The organism is Paraglaciecola sp. MB-3u-78, assembly GCF_002835935.1.
Lineage (GTDB): Bacteria > Pseudomonadota > Gammaproteobacteria > Enterobacterales > Alteromonadaceae > Paraglaciecola.
The window spans coordinates 442623-458988 of the sequence record NZ_PJCF01000006.1 but is presented as its reverse complement, the minus strand read 5'-3'; the positions used below and the strand labels follow the sequence as shown (position 1 = coordinate 458988).

Below are 16366 nucleotides of genomic sequence, written 5' to 3'. Positions count from 1 at the left end.
GCTTGATGGCTAATGAAGATTATTAAACTGCGCAATCGCTTTAACTAATCAATGTAAAAAGTTCTAACAGTTTATTAATATTAGCTTGCAAACAACTGATGCATGTCTTGAAAGGCCTTAAACTCTAATGCGTTACCACAAGGATCGACAAAAAACATGGTCGCCTGCTCACCGGCTTGCCCTTCAAATCGTATATGAGGCTTAATAATAAAATCAACATTGGCGGCACTAAGCGTACTCGCCAGCTCTTGCCAATCACTCCAATTTAAAACCACACCGAAGTGTGGAATAGGCACGGCATGGTTATCCACTTGATTATGTTTGGGTAAACTAGGCATTTGTGTCACTAGATGTGTCACCAACTGGTGTCCAAAAAAGTTCCAATCGATCCATTGTTCAGACCAGCGGCCTTTTTCACAACCCAACAAGCCACCATAAAAGGCTTTAGCCTGCTCTAAATCTGCAACGGGAATAGCAAGATGGAAGGGAGTAAGCATTATTTATCACCTATAAAAATGTTGATAAGTTTAATAAAAAAAGGGGCCGCAAGCGACCGAGTTTTAAAACAGACCCAACTGCTTGGCGTTTTGTTCTTTGATGTAAACTGGAAGAAAAGCGAGAACGAAGTTACCCCCGGTGCTTGAAAGTAACAAAAAACCGATATGCAATCGCTAAAAGCAATCATGCCGTTGACCTTAAATGAAGGCATTACGCAAATTGCGGCCTTCTTTAGTTATTACAATTAAGCATCAAAAGGATGACGTAAAACGATCGTTTCGTTTCTATCAGGGCCCGTTGAAATAATGTCTATTGGCACACCAGTTAATTCTTCAAGGCGCTTAATATAATTTTTAGCCGCTTGGGGCAAATCCGCATATTCAGTCACACCAAAAGAGTTTTCACTCCAACCAGGCATGCTTTCATATACAGGTGTGATCAACTCATAACCGTCAGCTGCCATAGGTGGCACATCTTGGATATTTCCTTGAGCGTCTTTATAGCCAATACAAATACTTAAACTTTTTAAGCCATCCAGTACGTCTAACTTAGTTAAACAAAACCCCGTAATCGAATTGATTTGTACTGCCCGCTTCATGGCAACAGCGTCAAACCAACCGGTGCGACGTTTGCGACCTGTTGTGGCACCAAATTCATGGCCTTTTACGCCAAGGTGCTGACCGACTTCACAGTCTAATTCTGTAGGGAAAGGGCCTGAACCAACACGTGTGGTATAAGCTTTAACGATACCTAATACATAATCCAGATTAAGCGGGCCAAAACCCGCACCAGTAGCAACACCGCCTACTGTGGTATTAGATGAGGTCACATAAGGGTAAGTGCCGTGGTCAATATCCAGCAAAGTACCTTGTGCACCTTCAAACATAATCGCATCGCCACGTAAGCGGGCTTTGTCCAATACGTCTGTCACGTCCACTACCATTGCTTTTAATATATCCGCTACCGCTAGCGCATCAGCCAACACTTTTTCATAACTAACTGGCTCAACTTTATAGTAGTTAGTTAACATAAAATTATGATATTCAAGGACTTCTTTTAATTTAACAGCAAAGTCTTCAGGATTAAATAAATCGCCTACACGTAAACCACGGCGAGAAACTTTATCTTCATAGGCTGGACCAATACCACGACCCGTGGTGCCTATGGCTTTATTACCTCGGGCTTTTTCACGGGCTAAGTCTAGTTCTACATGGTATGGCAGAATAAGTGGACAAGCTTCGCTGATAACCAAGCGTTCTTTAACTGGTACACCGCGCGCTTCTAGCATGGCTGTTTCTTCGAGCAGCGCTTCAGGGCTCAGCACGACACCATTGCCGATAACACAAGTGACGTTTTCACGGAGAATTCCCGAAGGAATAAGGTGCAAGACGGTTTTTTCACCGTCTATGACAAGAGTGTGACCAGCGTTGTGGCCACCTTGATAACGCACTACATAAGTTGCTTGATCTGTGAGTAAATCAACAACCTTACCTTTACCCTCGTCACCCCATTGGGTGCCAAGTACAACAACATTTTTAGCCATGAAATAGAAGGGAGTAGTAAAATTAGGCGGGGATTCTAACAAAAAACAATCTGCTTCTAAATAGCAAAATCGCGCAGCTTATAATCAATTGTATTACGGCGAATAAAGACAGGCATAAAATCAAAGTAAATAAATCAAACTGACCACACCAATAGTGACCAAAATGCCTCCCATAGTGCGAAGTTGGTTAACAGGTTGTTGCGATATTTGCTGCAAAAAACGTTGCCATTTATTGGCAAATAACATCGGGCCAATCCCCTCGACTATGAGAACCATAGCCAACGCCACCAGAATTACTTCACCAAATGAAAACATTTATAAACCATAAGTCATATTTTTAACGCTAGGATAATACGATTGTCGGCTAACACAAGTAGTGGGTGTAACACACTTTAGACTTTTAGCAATTCTACGCCCTGAGGATTAAATTTATAACCCACTCCCCAAACAGTCTGCACTATTTGTGGTGACGTGGCATCTTGTTCGATTTTAGCGCGCAACCGATTGATATGGGAATTCAATGTATGTTCATATCCACTATGATGATAACCCCACACTGACGCCAACAATTGACTGCGACTAAAAACCTGATTCGGATGGCTAGCTAGGTGATGCAGCAATTCAAACTCTGTGGCTGTCAGCTCAAGTACGTTTTCTTGAAAGACGACTTGGTGGTTCTTTTGATTGATATGCAATGCACCAATCACTAAAGGTCCGTCATCTTCTATAACATGAGCATTGCAGGCAGCCTGTATCACATGCACTTTACGCAATTGTGAGCGCACTCTAGCCTGCAACTCACGCACGCTAAAAGGTTTAGTCATATAGTCATCTGCACCCAACTCTAATCCCAGCACCCGATCTGTCTCTGAGCTTTTTGCAGTGAGCATGATAATCGCTTGAGATGGTTTTTGCTCTCGTACTTGACAGCAAATGTCTAAACCACTGACTCCTGGCAACATAACATCTAAAATAAGTAACGAATATTCATTAGCCAAGGCCAATAAAACCATCGTTTGAAGGTGAAATCATCGCAACAACTGACAACACTGTATTGCCATCAGACGTCATAAATGCACCTGAAACTGATTCGGTCGGCCCTAAAGGCCCTGCAGTAGGTTCTGATAATACATCTGCACTGATAGAAGTAGCTAAAGTGGTGAGTCCGGCTAAACTAACACCCTCTGCCATTTCTTGGATCTCTGGACTGTCTTCTTCACCCACTTCAAATAAACTTGTATCAGGTGTATGCGCTACTGCCGCAATAGGCGTGAAGTACATACCTTGGGTAAGATTTTGAATTGTAATTGTGACATCTGCAGCAAAAGAGTGGTTGCTTGCAAAAACCAAAGCGCTAGCGGCGCAAATTTTAGTAAGTTTGTTCATAGGATTTCCCGCGTTAAATTAATTATATTGACGTTGCGAGATAGAGTATGGAGCGAAGAAGTCGCGAAAGTATCACAAAAAGAATACGAATTGATAAACACTAGTGCTAATCAGCATAACCGCTACCTAAAGCACGAAAAGGCAGTTCTAAACCAAGTTCGGGTATTTGCAGTCCAACCCATTGGGGAAACGTATTGCTATTGGGGCCAGGGAACAGAGTGTATTCATTGGCCCAAGGGTAAAGGGCAATTGCATCAGAAATTTGTGGGATCAGTCTTCGGGCTTTATCGCCTTGTATTGATAAAAGTTTTTCTGGTTTTGCACCGTACCAATAACGGTCTGGTGTGGCCGTTTTAAACTCACGCAACGCAGGCAGGCCGCTTTTTACTCGCCAACCCACAACTTCGTAAACAGTATACTCGGCCGCATCTTGAGGTTTAACCGCTATCCAAGTATGCACTGCAAACCAACCTCGCCAACTAAAAGCATCGGCGGCATACACCTCAATCACGGCACTTTTCTGTGTTGTTGGATCAGCTGCGATACCCGCAGGCTCTCGGCTTGCTTCGCGCCAGTTTGTATTGGTACAGCCCAAAAAAAATACGAAAAACAAAATAATCACACTACTTTTATTCAAAATACACCTCAATGGACTCAATCTCTACAGGAGGAAAGTATTCATGTAACAACAAACACTATCACTACGGTGTTGCAAATCTGTCTATGCAAAACAATAAAAACACTTCCTATCAGGATATGTATAGTCACAACCTAAGTGACTTTCCAATTCTCAAAATTAAAAAAATATTCAAATTAACAATACTGATGTTTACGATGCTGCTGTTTCCACATCTAAACAGGATCAGTAAAATTCACTACTGATAGACATTCAAAGCCAAGTTTGGCAAAGAGACAATCCTGTATCAATTCTATTGCCAGAATTTACCTTGGCCAATATTAACTCCAAGGATCGCTTTATCATTTAAAATAAAACGCCCTTGGCATTGACATTATGCCCCGCTGGCTGGGTTTTGTGGGGTCGGAGGAGTCTCTGGCTACATGACTAGAGCATTTTGTTGGCCATAGTAATAGCCTCATCTATCGACCCAGAAAATTGTATCTCTTGTGGTTTATCACTAATACCAACACGATGTAGTTTTGCTGCCATTCGTTCATGTAAGTTACTGATGATTAGATGAATGTGCTGTTTAGCGAGGCTCTCTTTTATTGACTCCATTGCAACAATAGCGCTCATATCAAGCATGTTGACTTCTGTCATATCGAGTATCACCACTCGGAGATTTGGCGTCACTGTGGAAATGGCTTGCAGTGCTTTTTGTGCAGAGCCAAAGAACAATGAACCGTTAATGTCATATATAGTAATACTATCAGGCAGATCACCATAACTTGCATGGTTTTTTTCAACCTTAGTTGTACTGGTTATGGTGATGCTTCTGCGAATAAACAACATTGAGGCTAATCCTATGCCTACCGCAACGGCAACAGTCATATCAAAAAAGACTGTTAGTAAAAAACACAAGATCAGAACAATGACATCATCCCTAGGGGCAATTTTAATCGTCCGTATAAACTGTTTTGGTTCACTCATATTCCATGCAACCACTAATAATAGTGCCGCCATCGAAGCCATAGGTATATATGCTAGCAAAGGTGTAAGCGCCAATATTGCCCCAAGAATAAACAAACCATGCACCACCGAAGCTAGTGGAGAAGTACTGCCTGCCCTAATACTTGCTGCGGTGCGGGCAATGGCTGCAGTAGCAGGTATTCCTCCAAATAGTGGAGCGATAAGATTCCCGATACCCTGTCCAATCAGCTCATCATTCGAATTATGTTTCTTTCCTGTCATACCATCGGCAACCACTGCACATAACAGCGATTCAAGGGAGCCTAAAATCGCAATTGTAATGGCTGATGGTAATAGCAGTTTGATAAGTTCAAAGCTGAGACCAATGGGTGTACCGTCGGCTCCCGGTAAATTCCATGGCCACTCGAAACTTGGCAATATTGCCGGAATACCGTTACCTGTTATGCCATTTATCTCATAGTGAAACCGACTGCCGATTGTCGCAATAGAAAAATCCTGAGAGAATTGGCTAAGTAACCATGCAATGACAGAGCCTAAAAGGAGGGCTATTAGATGGCCAGGTATTTTTGAGCGTATGCGTGGCCACAGTAATAATGTGGTAATTGTTAACCCACCAATTAAAAGCTCCTGCCAGTCGATGGTTGGTAGTGAATTCATTATCAATATAAGTTTATCGACATAATCTCCATTTAGAGATTCGATATCCAAGCCTAGAAAATCTTTTATTTGAAAGGTGCCAATAACCACACCTATGCCTGCTGTAAATCCGATTATGACGGGATAAGGAACAATTTCGATAAGCTTGCCGAACTTGCCTAAACCCATCATTATCAAAATGATACCGGCCATAAAACCACTAACCAGTAAACCCCCTATGCCAAACTGATGAACAATCGGCAATAACACAACCACAAACGCGGCGGTGGGACCTGATATATTAACTTTCGATCCGCCACCAATGGCGATAACGATGCCAGCAACTATAGCGGTGTATAAACCATGCTGTGGAGGAACTCCGCTTGCAATGGCAAGAGCCATAGAAAGAGGCAGAGCAATGACCCCAACAGTTAAACCTGCAAGCACATTAGTTTGAATATCTGAAAATGTAGTTTTGCTAGCTAAAGATTTTGTTAATGCTGAAAACAATCTGTACTCCTTTAATGTGCTCTAACTAATATTAAAATAGGTACCCATTTTAATTCCGTAAAAATACTCCGATACAACTGCACAAAATAGAAAACTAACTCGCATAAAAGAACAAATGAAAAACATTTATCAATTTGACGTTTACAATTCCAAGAAAAGTAGTGGTAGCAGATAAATGCAAAATTGATTGATGTTTGAAACCCAACAACTCAATTCATTTAACATGCAAAAAAACTGTTAGTACTAACTAACAGTTTTTATCCAAGGTAGTGATTGTTTAATCACAATACCCTTAAACCTTTAATGACAGATTTAGCAGCTAAATATAAATTACCATGCCTACGGATTAATTCTTAATACCCAATAGTTCTTTTATACTTTTGACAACCAAATCTCGGTCAGAAATATGAAGATGATGTTTATCAGATTCACGAGCGATGTGATCGGGAGCGAGTCCGATGGTATGAAATTCAAATTTTCCTTGAGCATCAGTTTTTGCCCAACCTTGTAATCTCCAAGTAGACGATTCATTGTCATTGAGTCCAAAATCAAACCCAGCATGATCTCTATGATATAGATGAACAAGCGTGTTATTAGCTACTTCGCGCCCATTGGGTTTAAAAATTTGCCCATGCTCAACAAGAGGGATACCAGGTTCATCTTGCGAAACAGTGATACTAATTGAGCTCAAGTTTTTAGGGCGTGAATCTACTGCTTGGTTCCAACTCTATAACCATTGGGGATCGACTTGACCCTGGCTTTTATCTGCAAAGCATAAAATAAAAACCACCAGCAGCATTTTAATCACAACAATGTAACGAAACTTCCATCAGTAATAAATTGTAGGCATTAAACAACCTAACACTCTGCAGCCTGTGGCGCACAAAAAGCCTTACTGTAGAAACCAGATGGGTCGAAACAGCAAACCCGCCGCTTTCCCGAAGAAAGCATATTACAAGCGTCACTAATTCGCTTTGCGCGAGTCTTAGACTGTTTGGCTGATATAACCCAGTGTATCCAATCCAAGCCAGCAATCGTTGTTGTATCGTCCCCAACACTCTGTGTTGCGGGAGTTGCGGCCAGTGCTTGTTGCAAATTTAAAGGGATCTCAGGCTCTGGCTCTTTATCTACAGGTTCGATATCTAATGTGACTAAATCCCCTGCCATTACGCTAGCAGCGTCCTGAAGTTCTTTACTCACCTTTAACCAATGGCTCAACTGCCCATCAGGATCAAGAGTGGCCATGAAGCCGTGACCATGACCATAACCATCATTAACGTGACTGCCTTGTTAATATTCAAAACTGCCAAGTGTATTTTTGACAGTGCTTGTTATATGCAATGACTTACAGTGTTCTTTATTTTCTTGAGTGACTTAGTATTTTTCAATATTTATCTCTCACACTTAATTTGCATATAACACTCCACGATTTAAGTTGCAGTATCAAAACAGAAGTTACTTTAAACCGATCTGGATGATTGCTCTGGTTATTCTTTTTAGTGCACATGCTCATTTTTTTCTTTTGGCGCTAATGCTGGAAACTTATGTGTTGCAAATGCAGTATGGCAACTGACACAAGATTCGCTCATTTCAGAAAAATAGAAATTGATTAATTCAGATTTTTTGTTCTTAGCAGCATGTTCAAGCATTCCAGCTAGATAATGAAAATTTTGATCTTTTGCAATAAATTCAAGGGGTAACACTGACTTTAGTTCTTTTATTTGTTCTTCTGTTAGTTGCTGTTTCAAAATATAACTATTTTGTATTTTTCCTGCAATGGTTGCGATTTCATCCCAATTTCCAGAAATATACGCAGGGATAATGGACATCATTCCACCTTCCAAGGCTCTCATTTCTTGAGAGAGCAATTCACGTAATTCATGAGAAAGTGCTTCAACCCCGGAAGACTGTTGATGTTTCTCTTCATGTTCTTCAAGTTGATGCTTATCCCCTCCAAAACTCATTGTGGGTAATAGAATGACAAAAAGTGATAGGTAAATAAGATTTTTCATATAACGTCCTAGCTTAGATTGAGTGTACTACGCCACATTAAGCCGACGGAAAGGGCGTAGCGAGTTGCAGTCGGAATTAGAAGATTATTAGGTTTACTGTACCTAAAAACAGTCAATTTTTACACTCGCTATAATGACAAGATAAACTATGAAAATAAATGACTGACTTGGTCTGAGAACGGTAGCTTTTTAATCATTATTATACCATTTTCATTTTCTGATTTAAATTGCCATAAAAGAAGCCCAACTATTACTCATCACCCAGAATATGAATTTTGTATCTGCCTGAATCTCTCAGTCAGCAAAGCCGATGCTTGTGGTTCTAAATTTGGTATAACCAACAAAAAACCGGCTAGCGCCGGTCTCTCTTTATACTTTTAGATTTAATAGCTCGTAGCTAAACCCTGTTGTAGCTAATACAACAACCCATAAACCTTACGTCTAAACTTCGATTTCAATGGATCCCCATCGGGCAAGGCATTGATCATATCCAACGTTAATTTCTTCGCGTCACCAAAATTCAGATCTTTGTATAAGACCGACAAAATCAGCTCTAGCGCTTCTTCTATTTGATTAGCTTGATGCAATTGCACCGCAAGTTTGACTTTTATCTCTAGGTCATCAGAGTTGTGCAGCAGTAGCTCTTGCAAGGCCTTGATTTCAGGTGAATCAGCCGCTTGTTCGGCCAACTCAATTTTTCCTAAAATACTATTGTATAAGGCGTCTTGGTCAACTAAGCCAATTGTGTCTAACAAAGCTTTAGCTTGTTTTATTTGGCCTAACTCTACTTGGCAATCAGCTAGTAACAACTTGATATCAGCCCGTCCAACATTCATGTCATGAGCTTGTTTCAGCACAGTATAAGCTTGCTGATAATCGCCCGCGCTGACTAACTCGACCCCTTGTTCATATAAAGTGTCTTCTGGCTTGGGCAAGTGTTTTTCAAATGTGGCTATAATTTCTGCTTCAGTTTGCACACCAGCAAAACCATCAATGGGTTGACCTTCTTTTACCAGAATCACTGTAGGTAAGTTTTCCACACCAAATTGCCCAGCGATTTCTTGCTGTTGCTGGCAATCAACACGAGCGTGGATCAAGTTACCGCTATATTTAGCGGCCACATTGGCTAACACTGGAGCCAATTGCTGGCTTGGTTCGTAACCTTCGGCCCAAAACTCTACCATCACCACTTGTGTTTGCGAGTCTTGTAATATGACTTGCTGGAAATTTTCTGGGGTAATATCAATCACGTTATTCATAATAGAGTCCATATACATTTGCTTGAATTGGGAATGGGGTCAAATCATTGAAAATCAAGCTAATTATTGATTTAGTCATAAATATAAACTGTCGCCAAGTAGACATTTAATGGGCATTCGTTATGCTAAATTTATGTTTAAACATCAAGCTAAAAGCTCATCGCCATGACTCAACAAGCCCCCTCTGAATTTAACAGTTTTGCCCAGTTTTATCCTTATTACCTGTCTGAACATCAAAACCTAACCTGTCGGCGTTTACATTTTGTTGGTTCTACTTTGATCTTAGCTTTGCTGGCTTACTCCCTTATGACTGAGCAATGGATGTTGTTATGGTTTGTACCTGTTTTAGGTTATGGCTTTGCTTGGGCAGGACATTTCTTTTTTGAACACAATAAACCCGCTACCTTTAAGTATCCTTTTTACAGTTTATTAGGTGATTGGGTAATGTATAAAGATATGTTACTTGGCAACATAAAACGCTAGCTGTTTACTTTTCGGTAACGATTTTCTCTAAAATACTGGTAAATCAGTTTAAATAGCCTGCTTTTTTTAAAGTCAATATGGTTTGATTAAAAAAAGTACAAAATTGTTTGTTTACTAGCCTTTCCAAGACAACAAAAAACCCTTAAACTTGCGCCCCTTTTTAGAGCACGGTCGATTTTTGCACAATTAAATGTGAAGGATAATCATTCTATATTATGCAGATTGGTCCATATGCGTTAGAAAACAATTTGATACTGGCTCCCATGGCGGGAGTGACAGACCGACCTTTTAGACAACTATGTAAACGTCTTGGGGCAGGTTTGGTGGTATCAGAGATGCTCTCGTCCAATCCTAGGGTTTGGGATTCGGATAAATCCCGACAACGGATGGATCACGAGGGTGAAGAGGGGGTGCGTTCAGTGCAAATTGCAGGGTCAGATCCTGAATTAATGGCACAAGCGGCACAGTTTAATGTGGGTAATGGCGCGCAAATTGTTGATATCAACATGGGTTGCCCAGCTAAAAAAGTGAATAAAAAGTTAGCAGGATCGGCATTGCTGCAAGACCCACCCTTGGTTGAGAAAATCATTCAAGCGGTAGTAAAAGCAGTCGATGTACCTGTTACCTTAAAAATACGCACAGGTTGGAATGTTGAAAATCGCAATGGGTTATTAATAGCTCAAATTGCACAGGACAACGGCATTCAATCATTAGTGGTGCATGGTCGCACCAAAGCCTGTATGTACAAAGGTGACGCAGAATACGACACCATAAAGGCTATTAAACAAGCCGTGTCGATACCTGTTGTTGCTAACGGTGATATAACAAGCGCGCAAAAAGCAAAGCACGTTTTGGAATACACCGGCGCAGATGCGCTAATGATCGGTCGGGGTGCTCAGGGTCACCCTTGGATATTCCGCGAGATTTTGCACTATCTGCAAACTGGCCAAGTACTGGCTGCACCTAGCATTGACGAGGTGAGTAGCGTTTTGCTAGAACACGTCGCCAATGTCCATCAGTTTTATGGTGGTATAAAGGGTTGCAGGATTGCCCGCAAGCATGTGGGCTGGTATTTGACCGAACACGACCAGCAAAAACTGTTCCGTGCAAAGTTCAACGCCATCGAAGATGCAGGACAGCAACTTGATGCGTTAACGATGTACTTTGATAAATTGGCAGGCGAACCAGCACTTTCATTTGTGTCTGAGCTAGTTTCACCTGCTGCTTAATATGACTAACTTAAAGAGCAAGATTGTATATGTTCGAACAAAATGTAACTTCTCCATTTACCACTACGGTAACGACTCCTTCGCAAACTCAGGCTCAAAAGCCTCTTCGCGATTCTGTTAAACAAGCGGTAAACAAGTATTTAAAACAACTTGATAACACCAACATCGAAAATTTATACGAGCTAGTCATGGCCGAAGTAGAAGCGCCAATGTTAGAAGAAATAATGACTTTCACACGTGGCAACCAAACTAAAGCGTCAACTATGTTAGGTATCAACCGTGGCACCTTACGTAAGAAGCTAAAACAATACGGCATGAACTAAGAGTTTTTGTCTAAAATAAAGAGCACCTTATGGTGCTCTTTTTGTTTGTGTTGACCATGACCAAATAGTCAACAAACAAGCATACGAATTAAATTGCCAAAATCTTTGCCACTTAAAAAGTGGACCTAACATGGAACAAACATGCAACAAGACTTACCAGCAACACCTATTCGTCGCGCATTATTAAGCGTATCTGATAAATCCGGCCTACTTGAGTTTGCTCAGTTCTTGGCCAGCCAAGGTATAGAACTATTATCTACCGGTGGCACCGCAAAATTACTTAGGGACAATGGCCTAAACGTTATTGAAGCATCAGATTACACAGGGCATCCTGAAATTATGGACGGCCGAGTGAAAACCTTACATCCCAAAATTCATGGTGGCATTCTGGCTCGCCGTGGACAAGACGAACAAGTCATGGCTGAAAACAATATTCTGCCTATCGATTTGGTAGTCGTGAACTTGTACCCCTTTGCCGCCACCGTTGCCAATGACGATTGCAGCTTAGAAGACGCTATCGAAAATATCGATATTGGGGGCCCCACTATGGTTCGCGCTGCGGCTAAAAACCATAATGATGTCACTATTGTGGTTAATACTAAATATTATGCTCGGGTTACTGCCGAGATGCAGGCCAACAACAATGCTGTCACCAAAAGCACACGTTTTGATTTAGCCATTGCCGCATTTGAACACACAGCTGAATACGATGGCATGATTGCCAACTACTTTGGTGCCATGATTGAGTCCAGTGAATGCGAAACAGACTGTGGCCATCAGCACAGCGAATTTCCTCGTACTTTTAATATGCAATTCACTAAAAAACAGGATTTGCGCTACGGTGAAAACAGTCATCAAAGCGCTGCTTTTTATGTTGAAAATGATATCCAAGAAGCTTCAGTTGCCACAGCAATTCAGTTGCAAGGTAAAGAATTATCTTTCAACAATATTGCTGATACCGATGCCGCTTTAGAATGTGTCAAAGAATTTGATGTACCGGCCTGCGTAATTGTTAAACACGCTAACCCTTGTGGTGTTGCCTTGGGTGACGACATCCTAAGTGCATATAACCGCGCGTACAAAACCGACCCGACTTCAGCCTTTGGTGGCATTATCGCCTTTAACCGCGAACTCGATGCAGCCACGGCACAAGCCATTGTTGACCGTCAATTTGTAGAAGTGATTATCGCGCCAACCATTAGTGATGCGGCTATCAAAGTTGTGTCTGCTAAGAAAAACCTACGTCTATTAGCTTGCGGTGATTGGCAAGGTCAACTTACCGAAGGTCATGATTTTAAGCGTGTTAATGGCGGTTTATTAGTCCAAGACCGTGATTTTGGTATGGTTGAAGAAGAAGAGCTACAAGTGGTGACTAAAGTAAAACCCACTGAACAACAGTTAAAAGATTTAATGTTCACTTGGAAAGTAGCCAAATACGTTAAATCAAACGCTATTGTATATTGCAATGACAGTATGACTATCGGTGTAGGCGCAGGTCAAATGAGCCGTGTTTATTCTGCCAAAGTGGCTGGCATTAAAGCCGCGGATGAAGGTTTGCAAGTGGTAGGATCGGTGATGGCGTCTGATGCGTTTTTTCCGTTCCGTGATGGTATTGACGCCGCTGCTGCCGCAGGTATCAGTGCCATTATCCAACCGGGTGGTTCAATGCGCGATCAAGAAGTCATAGACGCTGCAGACGAACATGGTATTGCCATGGTCTTCACAGGTATCCGTCACTTTAAACACTAATAGCTTGGATCTAAAAAACGCAGTCAGTGTCAAAAATATTGACTGCGGTTTTTGTTAACTCTGAGGTTCAATGTCGCTACAATCTATTTAGATATTTTTTGTTCACCTTTACACACTAACAATCTGAGAGAATTATGTTTAAAAAAGCCTTGAAAGTTGCGATTACCTTATCTTTATTCAGTTCACCCCAAGTATTTGCTGACAGCATTAGCGATGCAGTTAATAACGAAAATCGCTCTGTTAAAGAACGTTCTCGGGATGAATATCGCCACCCTCAACAAACGTTGCGTTTTTTCGATGTGCAACCAGAGATGGCTGTCGCAGAAATTTCTCCTGGTGGCGGTTGGTACAGTAGTATTCTTGCTCCTCTTTTAAATGAGAAGGGACAATTTTATGCTGCGCATTTTTATATAGAAGAAGGCGGCAACGCATACTACAAAAAGTCTCTCGATGGTTTTATGCAAAAGATTAGTCAGGATGATAGCTACAAAAATACTAAAGTGACGGCATTTCATCCTACTAAAGCCATGGATTTTGCTCCTGCAAACTCACTGGATAGAGTACTGACTTTCCGCAACGTACATAATTGGTATATGCAAACTGGACAAGAAGGTGTTGATAGCGCGTTTTCAAGCTTTTTTAAAGCCCTTAAAAAAGGCGGGGTGTTAGGTGTAGTTGAACATAAACTGCCAGAAGGTTTGACTGATGAAGCACAACAAAGCTCAGGATATATGAAACAGTCCTTTGTGATTGCTGCTGCTGAAAAAGCAGGATTTAAATTACTTGCACACAGCGATGTCAACCTTAACCCACTCGATACCTCTGAGCATGAAAAAGGCGTATGGACCCTGCCCCCTGGATTACGTTTGGGCGAAAAAGAGCGCGCAAAATATTTAGCTATCGGTGAAAGCTCACGTATGACACTTAAGTTTATTAAGCCCTAATTTGTTAAGCCCTAAATAAATGACTAAAGAATAACAAACCCTATGAATGTATTGATTATTGGCGGCGGTGGTCGCGAACATGCACTGGCTTGGAAAGCAGCGCAATCGGCAAAAGTATCCCAAGTGTTTCTAGCACCAGGTAATGCTGGCACAGCACTTGAAGATAAATTAACCAATGTGGATGTGGGTGCAGAAGACGTACCTGCTTTGGTGGCCTTTGCTGAACAAAACCAAATAGACTTAACGATAGTGGGCCCAGAAGTGCCACTAGTGTTAGGTGTGGTGGATGAGTTTCAGGCTAAAGGACTAAAAATCTTTGGCCCTTCTCAAGCTGCAGCCCAGCTAGAGGGCTCAAAAGCCTTTACCAAAGACTTTTTAGAACGTCACAATATTCCCACCGCTGACTACCAAAACTTTACCGAAATTGAGCCTGCCCTTGCCTATGTGCGAGAAAAAGGAGCGCCTATTGTGGTAAAGGCTGATGGGCTAGCAGCAGGTAAAGGCGTGATTGTCGCCATGACATTAACCGATGCAGAAGATGCGATTCGTGACATGTTAGCGGGTAACGCTTTTGGCGAAGCAGGTAGCCGCGTAGTTATCGAAGAATTCCTCGATGGTGAAGAAGCCAGTTTTATTGTGATGGTGGATGGCAAAAACGTTTTACCTTTTGCCACCAGCCAAGATCATAAACGTGTTGGCAATGGTGATACCGGCCCAAATACTGGCGGAATGGGTGCTTATTCACCTGCACCGGTGGTCACAGCAGATATCCATGAGCGCGTGATGAAAGAAGTGATTTATCCCACAGTGGAAGGCATGGCTGCTGAAGGCAATACCTATGTAGGCTTTCTATATGCGGGTTTGATGATCATGGCAGATGGCACACCTAAAGTGATTGAATACAATTGCCGCTTTGGTGACCCAGAAACCCAACCTATTATGCTGCGTTTGCAGTCTGACTTAGTTGAATTAGTTGAAGCAGCCTTAGACGGCAAACTTGACCAGATTCGAGCTGCATTTGATACCAGAGCTGCTGTTGGCGTGGTACTTGCTGCAGGTGGTTATCCAGATAGTTACGTTAAGGGTGACGTGATTGAGGGTTTAGAGCTTGGCAATGCCAGTAGCAAAATTTTTCACGCAGGCACCAAAAATGTTGATGGCAATGTGACAACTAACGGTGGTCGAATCCTGTGTGCTACCGCTTTAGGTAACACTGTCACCGAAGCCCAACAGAATGCTTATAAGCTGGCTAAAACAATTAGCTGCAACGGTATGTTTTATCGCGATGATATCGCCTATCGTGCAATTGCTCGCGAGCAAAATAATTAACTAAAACAAGTGGTGTATTGAATTAAGTAAAAAGCGCTTCGGCGCTTTTTCTGATTACTGCCAAAATTTATCCGTGCAAAATTTAATAACCCGCTTGTTTTTGGTGCTTAAAAGCAAGTAGATAGACCACGTCTGATACAGGGTCATATCGATATAGAGCCACATATCCCGAATCACCGAATCCAATAATCAACTCGTACAATTCTGAATCGTCGTTTAGAGACTTTCCCAACTGTGGATTTTGTTCAAGTAATTGGAAGTGTTTAATAATAATTTGACCAGCATGAGTAGCAGCAAGAGGATTTTTTTCTGCAAGAAACAATCGACAAATTTCTAATCCCTGCGCCGCATTTTGAGTAACAACTATTTGTGACATGCTGGTACTAACGTTTCATTATCAGTGCCCCATGTGCTTAACCAATGATTCACTTCTTCGCCAGTGAGATGTTGCCCCGTTTCTTTATATGACGCCCAAGAAGCCAGTGCTTCTTGTTTGAATATTTGTTTTTTCTCTTGTCGCTCAACATAATCACGTATTGCCTCACACATTATCCAATGAGGCGAACGCTGATTATTTTCTGCAATTTTTTGAACTTTGTTTTTTAACTCATCGTTGAGCTTGATTGATACAGCCATTTGTATTTCTCTACACTTGGTATTACTAAGTAATACTCTAGCATAAAATACTGAAGTTAGTAGTTATACCAATCCGTGTCGGGTTAAATTGCACCTTTTACGTTAAAAGAACATCAAACTAATTATCATGACTATCTTCGTGTTTTAGTGCAATCGCTCTAGAAAAAACAGCTAACTGGTCCCGTTATTTAATAGATAAAATAAAAGCGCTTCGGCGCTT

General features: G+C 41.5%; 18 protein-coding genes and 1 pseudogene. 6 read left to right on the top strand and 13 right to left on the bottom strand.

The window, feature by feature from the left end:
- Positions 1–80 precede the first annotated feature (80 nt).
- The 11 genes and pseudogenes from CXF95_RS16435 to CXF95_RS16380 form a co-directional block, all read right to left on the bottom strand.
- A complete protein-coding gene (locus CXF95_RS16435) occupies positions 81–497 on the bottom strand; it encodes a VOC family protein (protein WP_198556609.1) in 417 nt (138 codons plus the stop codon).
- A 245-nt stretch (positions 498–742) separates the two neighbouring features.
- Positions 743–2041, bottom strand: coding sequence for an adenylosuccinate synthase (locus tag CXF95_RS16430; RefSeq protein WP_101199687.1), 1299 nt, complete (start codon positions 2039–2041; stop codon positions 743–745).
- Between the two features lie 120 nt (positions 2042–2161).
- Positions 2162–2356: a DUF2065 domain-containing protein gene (locus CXF95_RS16425; RefSeq protein ID WP_198556608.1), complete on the bottom strand. Its 195-nt coding sequence runs from the start codon at positions 2354–2356 to the stop codon at positions 2162–2164.
- A 77-nt stretch (positions 2357–2433) separates the two neighbouring features.
- A pseudogene (locus CXF95_RS16420) lies at positions 2434–3045 on the bottom strand (winged helix-turn-helix domain-containing protein); the annotation flags it as partial.
- Entirely contained in the window at positions 3032–3322 is a 291-nt protein-coding gene (locus CXF95_RS16415) for a spondin domain-containing protein (RefSeq protein WP_369809325.1), read from the bottom strand. The gene CXF95_RS16415 and the pseudogene CXF95_RS16420, both read right to left, overlap by 14 nt.
- Positions 3323–3533: 211 nt before the next feature.
- The gene (locus tag CXF95_RS16410) at positions 3534–4064 is read right to left on the bottom strand and encodes a DUF3750 domain-containing protein (RefSeq protein WP_101199685.1); all 531 of its coding nucleotides are present in this window, start codon (positions 4062–4064) and stop codon (positions 3534–3536) included.
- A 426-nt stretch (positions 4065–4490) separates the two neighbouring features.
- Positions 4491–6182 (bottom strand): C4-dicarboxylic acid transporter DauA, encoded by a 1692-nt coding sequence (gene dauA, locus CXF95_RS16405; protein ID WP_101199684.1) that lies wholly within the window; start codon positions 6180–6182, stop codon positions 4491–4493.
- 346 nt (positions 6183–6528) lie between these two features.
- A complete protein-coding gene (locus CXF95_RS16395) occupies positions 6529–6873 on the bottom strand; it encodes a hypothetical protein (protein ID WP_101199683.1) in 345 nt (114 codons plus the stop codon).
- Positions 6874–7040: 167 nt separating this feature from the next.
- Positions 7041–7427: a YdeI/OmpD-associated family protein gene (locus tag CXF95_RS16390; RefSeq protein WP_101199682.1), complete on the bottom strand. Its 387-nt coding sequence runs from the start codon at positions 7425–7427 to the stop codon at positions 7041–7043.
- Positions 7428–7678: 251 nt separating this feature from the next.
- A complete protein-coding gene (locus CXF95_RS16385) occupies positions 7679–8194 on the bottom strand; it encodes a hypothetical protein (protein ID WP_101199681.1) in 516 nt (171 codons plus the stop codon).
- Between the two features lie 413 nt (positions 8195–8607).
- Positions 8608–9453: a tetratricopeptide repeat protein gene (locus CXF95_RS16380; RefSeq protein ID WP_101200090.1), complete on the bottom strand. Its 846-nt coding sequence runs from the start codon at positions 9451–9453 to the stop codon at positions 8608–8610.
- Positions 9454–9618: 165 nt separating this feature from the next.
- On the opposite strand from CXF95_RS16380, the gene CXF95_RS16375 reads away from it, so the two are divergent.
- From CXF95_RS16375 to purD, 6 genes are all read left to right on the top strand, one after another.
- Positions 9619–9936, top strand: coding sequence for a DUF962 domain-containing protein (locus tag CXF95_RS16375; protein WP_101199680.1), 318 nt, complete (start codon positions 9619–9621; stop codon positions 9934–9936).
- Positions 9937–10151: 215 nt separating this feature from the next.
- Entirely contained in the window at positions 10152–11165 is a 1014-nt protein-coding gene (dusB, locus tag CXF95_RS16370) for a tRNA dihydrouridine synthase DusB (protein ID WP_101199679.1), read from the top strand.
- A 29-nt stretch (positions 11166–11194) separates the two neighbouring features.
- The gene (fis, locus tag CXF95_RS16365) at positions 11195–11488 is read left to right on the top strand and encodes a DNA-binding transcriptional regulator Fis (RefSeq protein ID WP_007619851.1); all 294 of its coding nucleotides are present in this window, start codon (positions 11195–11197) and stop codon (positions 11486–11488) included.
- Between the two features lie 141 nt (positions 11489–11629).
- On the top strand, positions 11630–13237 hold the full coding sequence (gene purH / locus CXF95_RS16360) for a bifunctional phosphoribosylaminoimidazolecarboxamide formyltransferase/IMP cyclohydrolase (protein ID WP_101199678.1): 1608 nt from the start codon (positions 11630–11632) through the stop codon (positions 13235–13237).
- Between the two features lie 134 nt (positions 13238–13371).
- Positions 13372–14181: a class I SAM-dependent methyltransferase gene (locus CXF95_RS16355; RefSeq protein ID WP_101199677.1), complete on the top strand. Its 810-nt coding sequence runs from the start codon at positions 13372–13374 to the stop codon at positions 14179–14181.
- A gap of 42 nt (positions 14182–14223) precedes the next feature.
- A complete protein-coding gene (gene purD / locus CXF95_RS16350; RefSeq protein ID WP_101199676.1) occupies positions 14224–15510 on the top strand; it encodes a phosphoribosylamine--glycine ligase in 1287 nt (428 codons plus the stop codon).
- 82 nt (positions 15511–15592) lie between these two features.
- Here purD and CXF95_RS16345 read toward each other — a convergent pair whose 3' ends face one another.
- Complete coding sequence (locus CXF95_RS16345; RefSeq protein ID WP_101199675.1) at positions 15593–15886, bottom strand: type II toxin-antitoxin system RelE/ParE family toxin; 294 nt, start codon at positions 15884–15886, stop codon at positions 15593–15595.
- On the bottom strand, positions 15874–16146 hold the full coding sequence (locus CXF95_RS16340; RefSeq protein ID WP_101199674.1) for a CopG family ribbon-helix-helix protein: 273 nt from the start codon (positions 16144–16146) through the stop codon (positions 15874–15876). The genes CXF95_RS16345 and CXF95_RS16340 overlap by 13 nt, the downstream gene beginning before the upstream one ends.
- Positions 16147–16366: the final 220 nt, after the last annotated feature.

What these genes read in the sequence shown, in the direction of transcription:
- CXF95_RS16435 (WP_198556609.1), bottom strand. Translation starts at nt 497, where the DNA reads ATGCTTACTCCCTTCCATCTTGCTATTCCCGTTGCAGATTTAGAGCAG.
- CXF95_RS16430 (WP_101199687.1), bottom strand. Translation starts at nt 2,041, where the DNA reads ATGGCTAAAAATGTTGTTGTACTTGGCACCCAATGGGGTGACGAGGGT.
- CXF95_RS16425 (WP_198556608.1), bottom strand. Translation starts at nt 2,356, where the DNA reads ATGTTTTCATTTGGTGAAGTAATTCTGGTGGCGTTGGCTATGGTTCTC.
- CXF95_RS16415 (WP_369809325.1), bottom strand. Translation starts at nt 3,322, where the DNA reads ATGTACTTCACGCCTATTGCGGCAGTAGCGCATACACCTGATACAAGT.
- CXF95_RS16390 (WP_101199682.1), bottom strand. Translation starts at nt 7,427, where the DNA reads ATGGCCACTCTTGATCCTGATGGGCAGTTGAGCCATTGGTTAAAGGTG.
- CXF95_RS16385 (WP_101199681.1), bottom strand. Translation starts at nt 8,194, where the DNA reads ATGAAAAATCTTATTTACCTATCACTTTTTGTCATTCTATTACCCACA.
- CXF95_RS16380 (WP_101200090.1), bottom strand. Translation starts at nt 9,453, where the DNA reads ATGAATAACGTGATTGATATTACCCCAGAAAATTTCCAGCAAGTCATA.
- CXF95_RS16375 (WP_101199680.1), top strand. Translation starts at nt 9,619, where the DNA reads ATGACTCAACAAGCCCCCTCTGAATTTAACAGTTTTGCCCAGTTTTAT.
- dusB (WP_101199679.1), top strand. Translation starts at nt 10,152, where the DNA reads ATGCAGATTGGTCCATATGCGTTAGAAAACAATTTGATACTGGCTCCC.
- fis (WP_007619851.1), top strand. Translation starts at nt 11,195, where the DNA reads ATGTTCGAACAAAATGTAACTTCTCCATTTACCACTACGGTAACGACT.
- purH (WP_101199678.1), top strand. Translation starts at nt 11,630, where the DNA reads ATGCAACAAGACTTACCAGCAACACCTATTCGTCGCGCATTATTAAGC.
- CXF95_RS16355 (WP_101199677.1), top strand. Translation starts at nt 13,372, where the DNA reads ATGTTTAAAAAAGCCTTGAAAGTTGCGATTACCTTATCTTTATTCAGT.
- purD (WP_101199676.1), top strand. Translation starts at nt 14,224, where the DNA reads ATGAATGTATTGATTATTGGCGGCGGTGGTCGCGAACATGCACTGGCT.
- CXF95_RS16345 (WP_101199675.1), bottom strand. Translation starts at nt 15,886, where the DNA reads ATGTCACAAATAGTTGTTACTCAAAATGCGGCGCAGGGATTAGAAATT.
- CXF95_RS16340 (WP_101199674.1), bottom strand. Translation starts at nt 16,146, where the DNA reads ATGGCTGTATCAATCAAGCTCAACGATGAGTTAAAAAACAAAGTTCAA.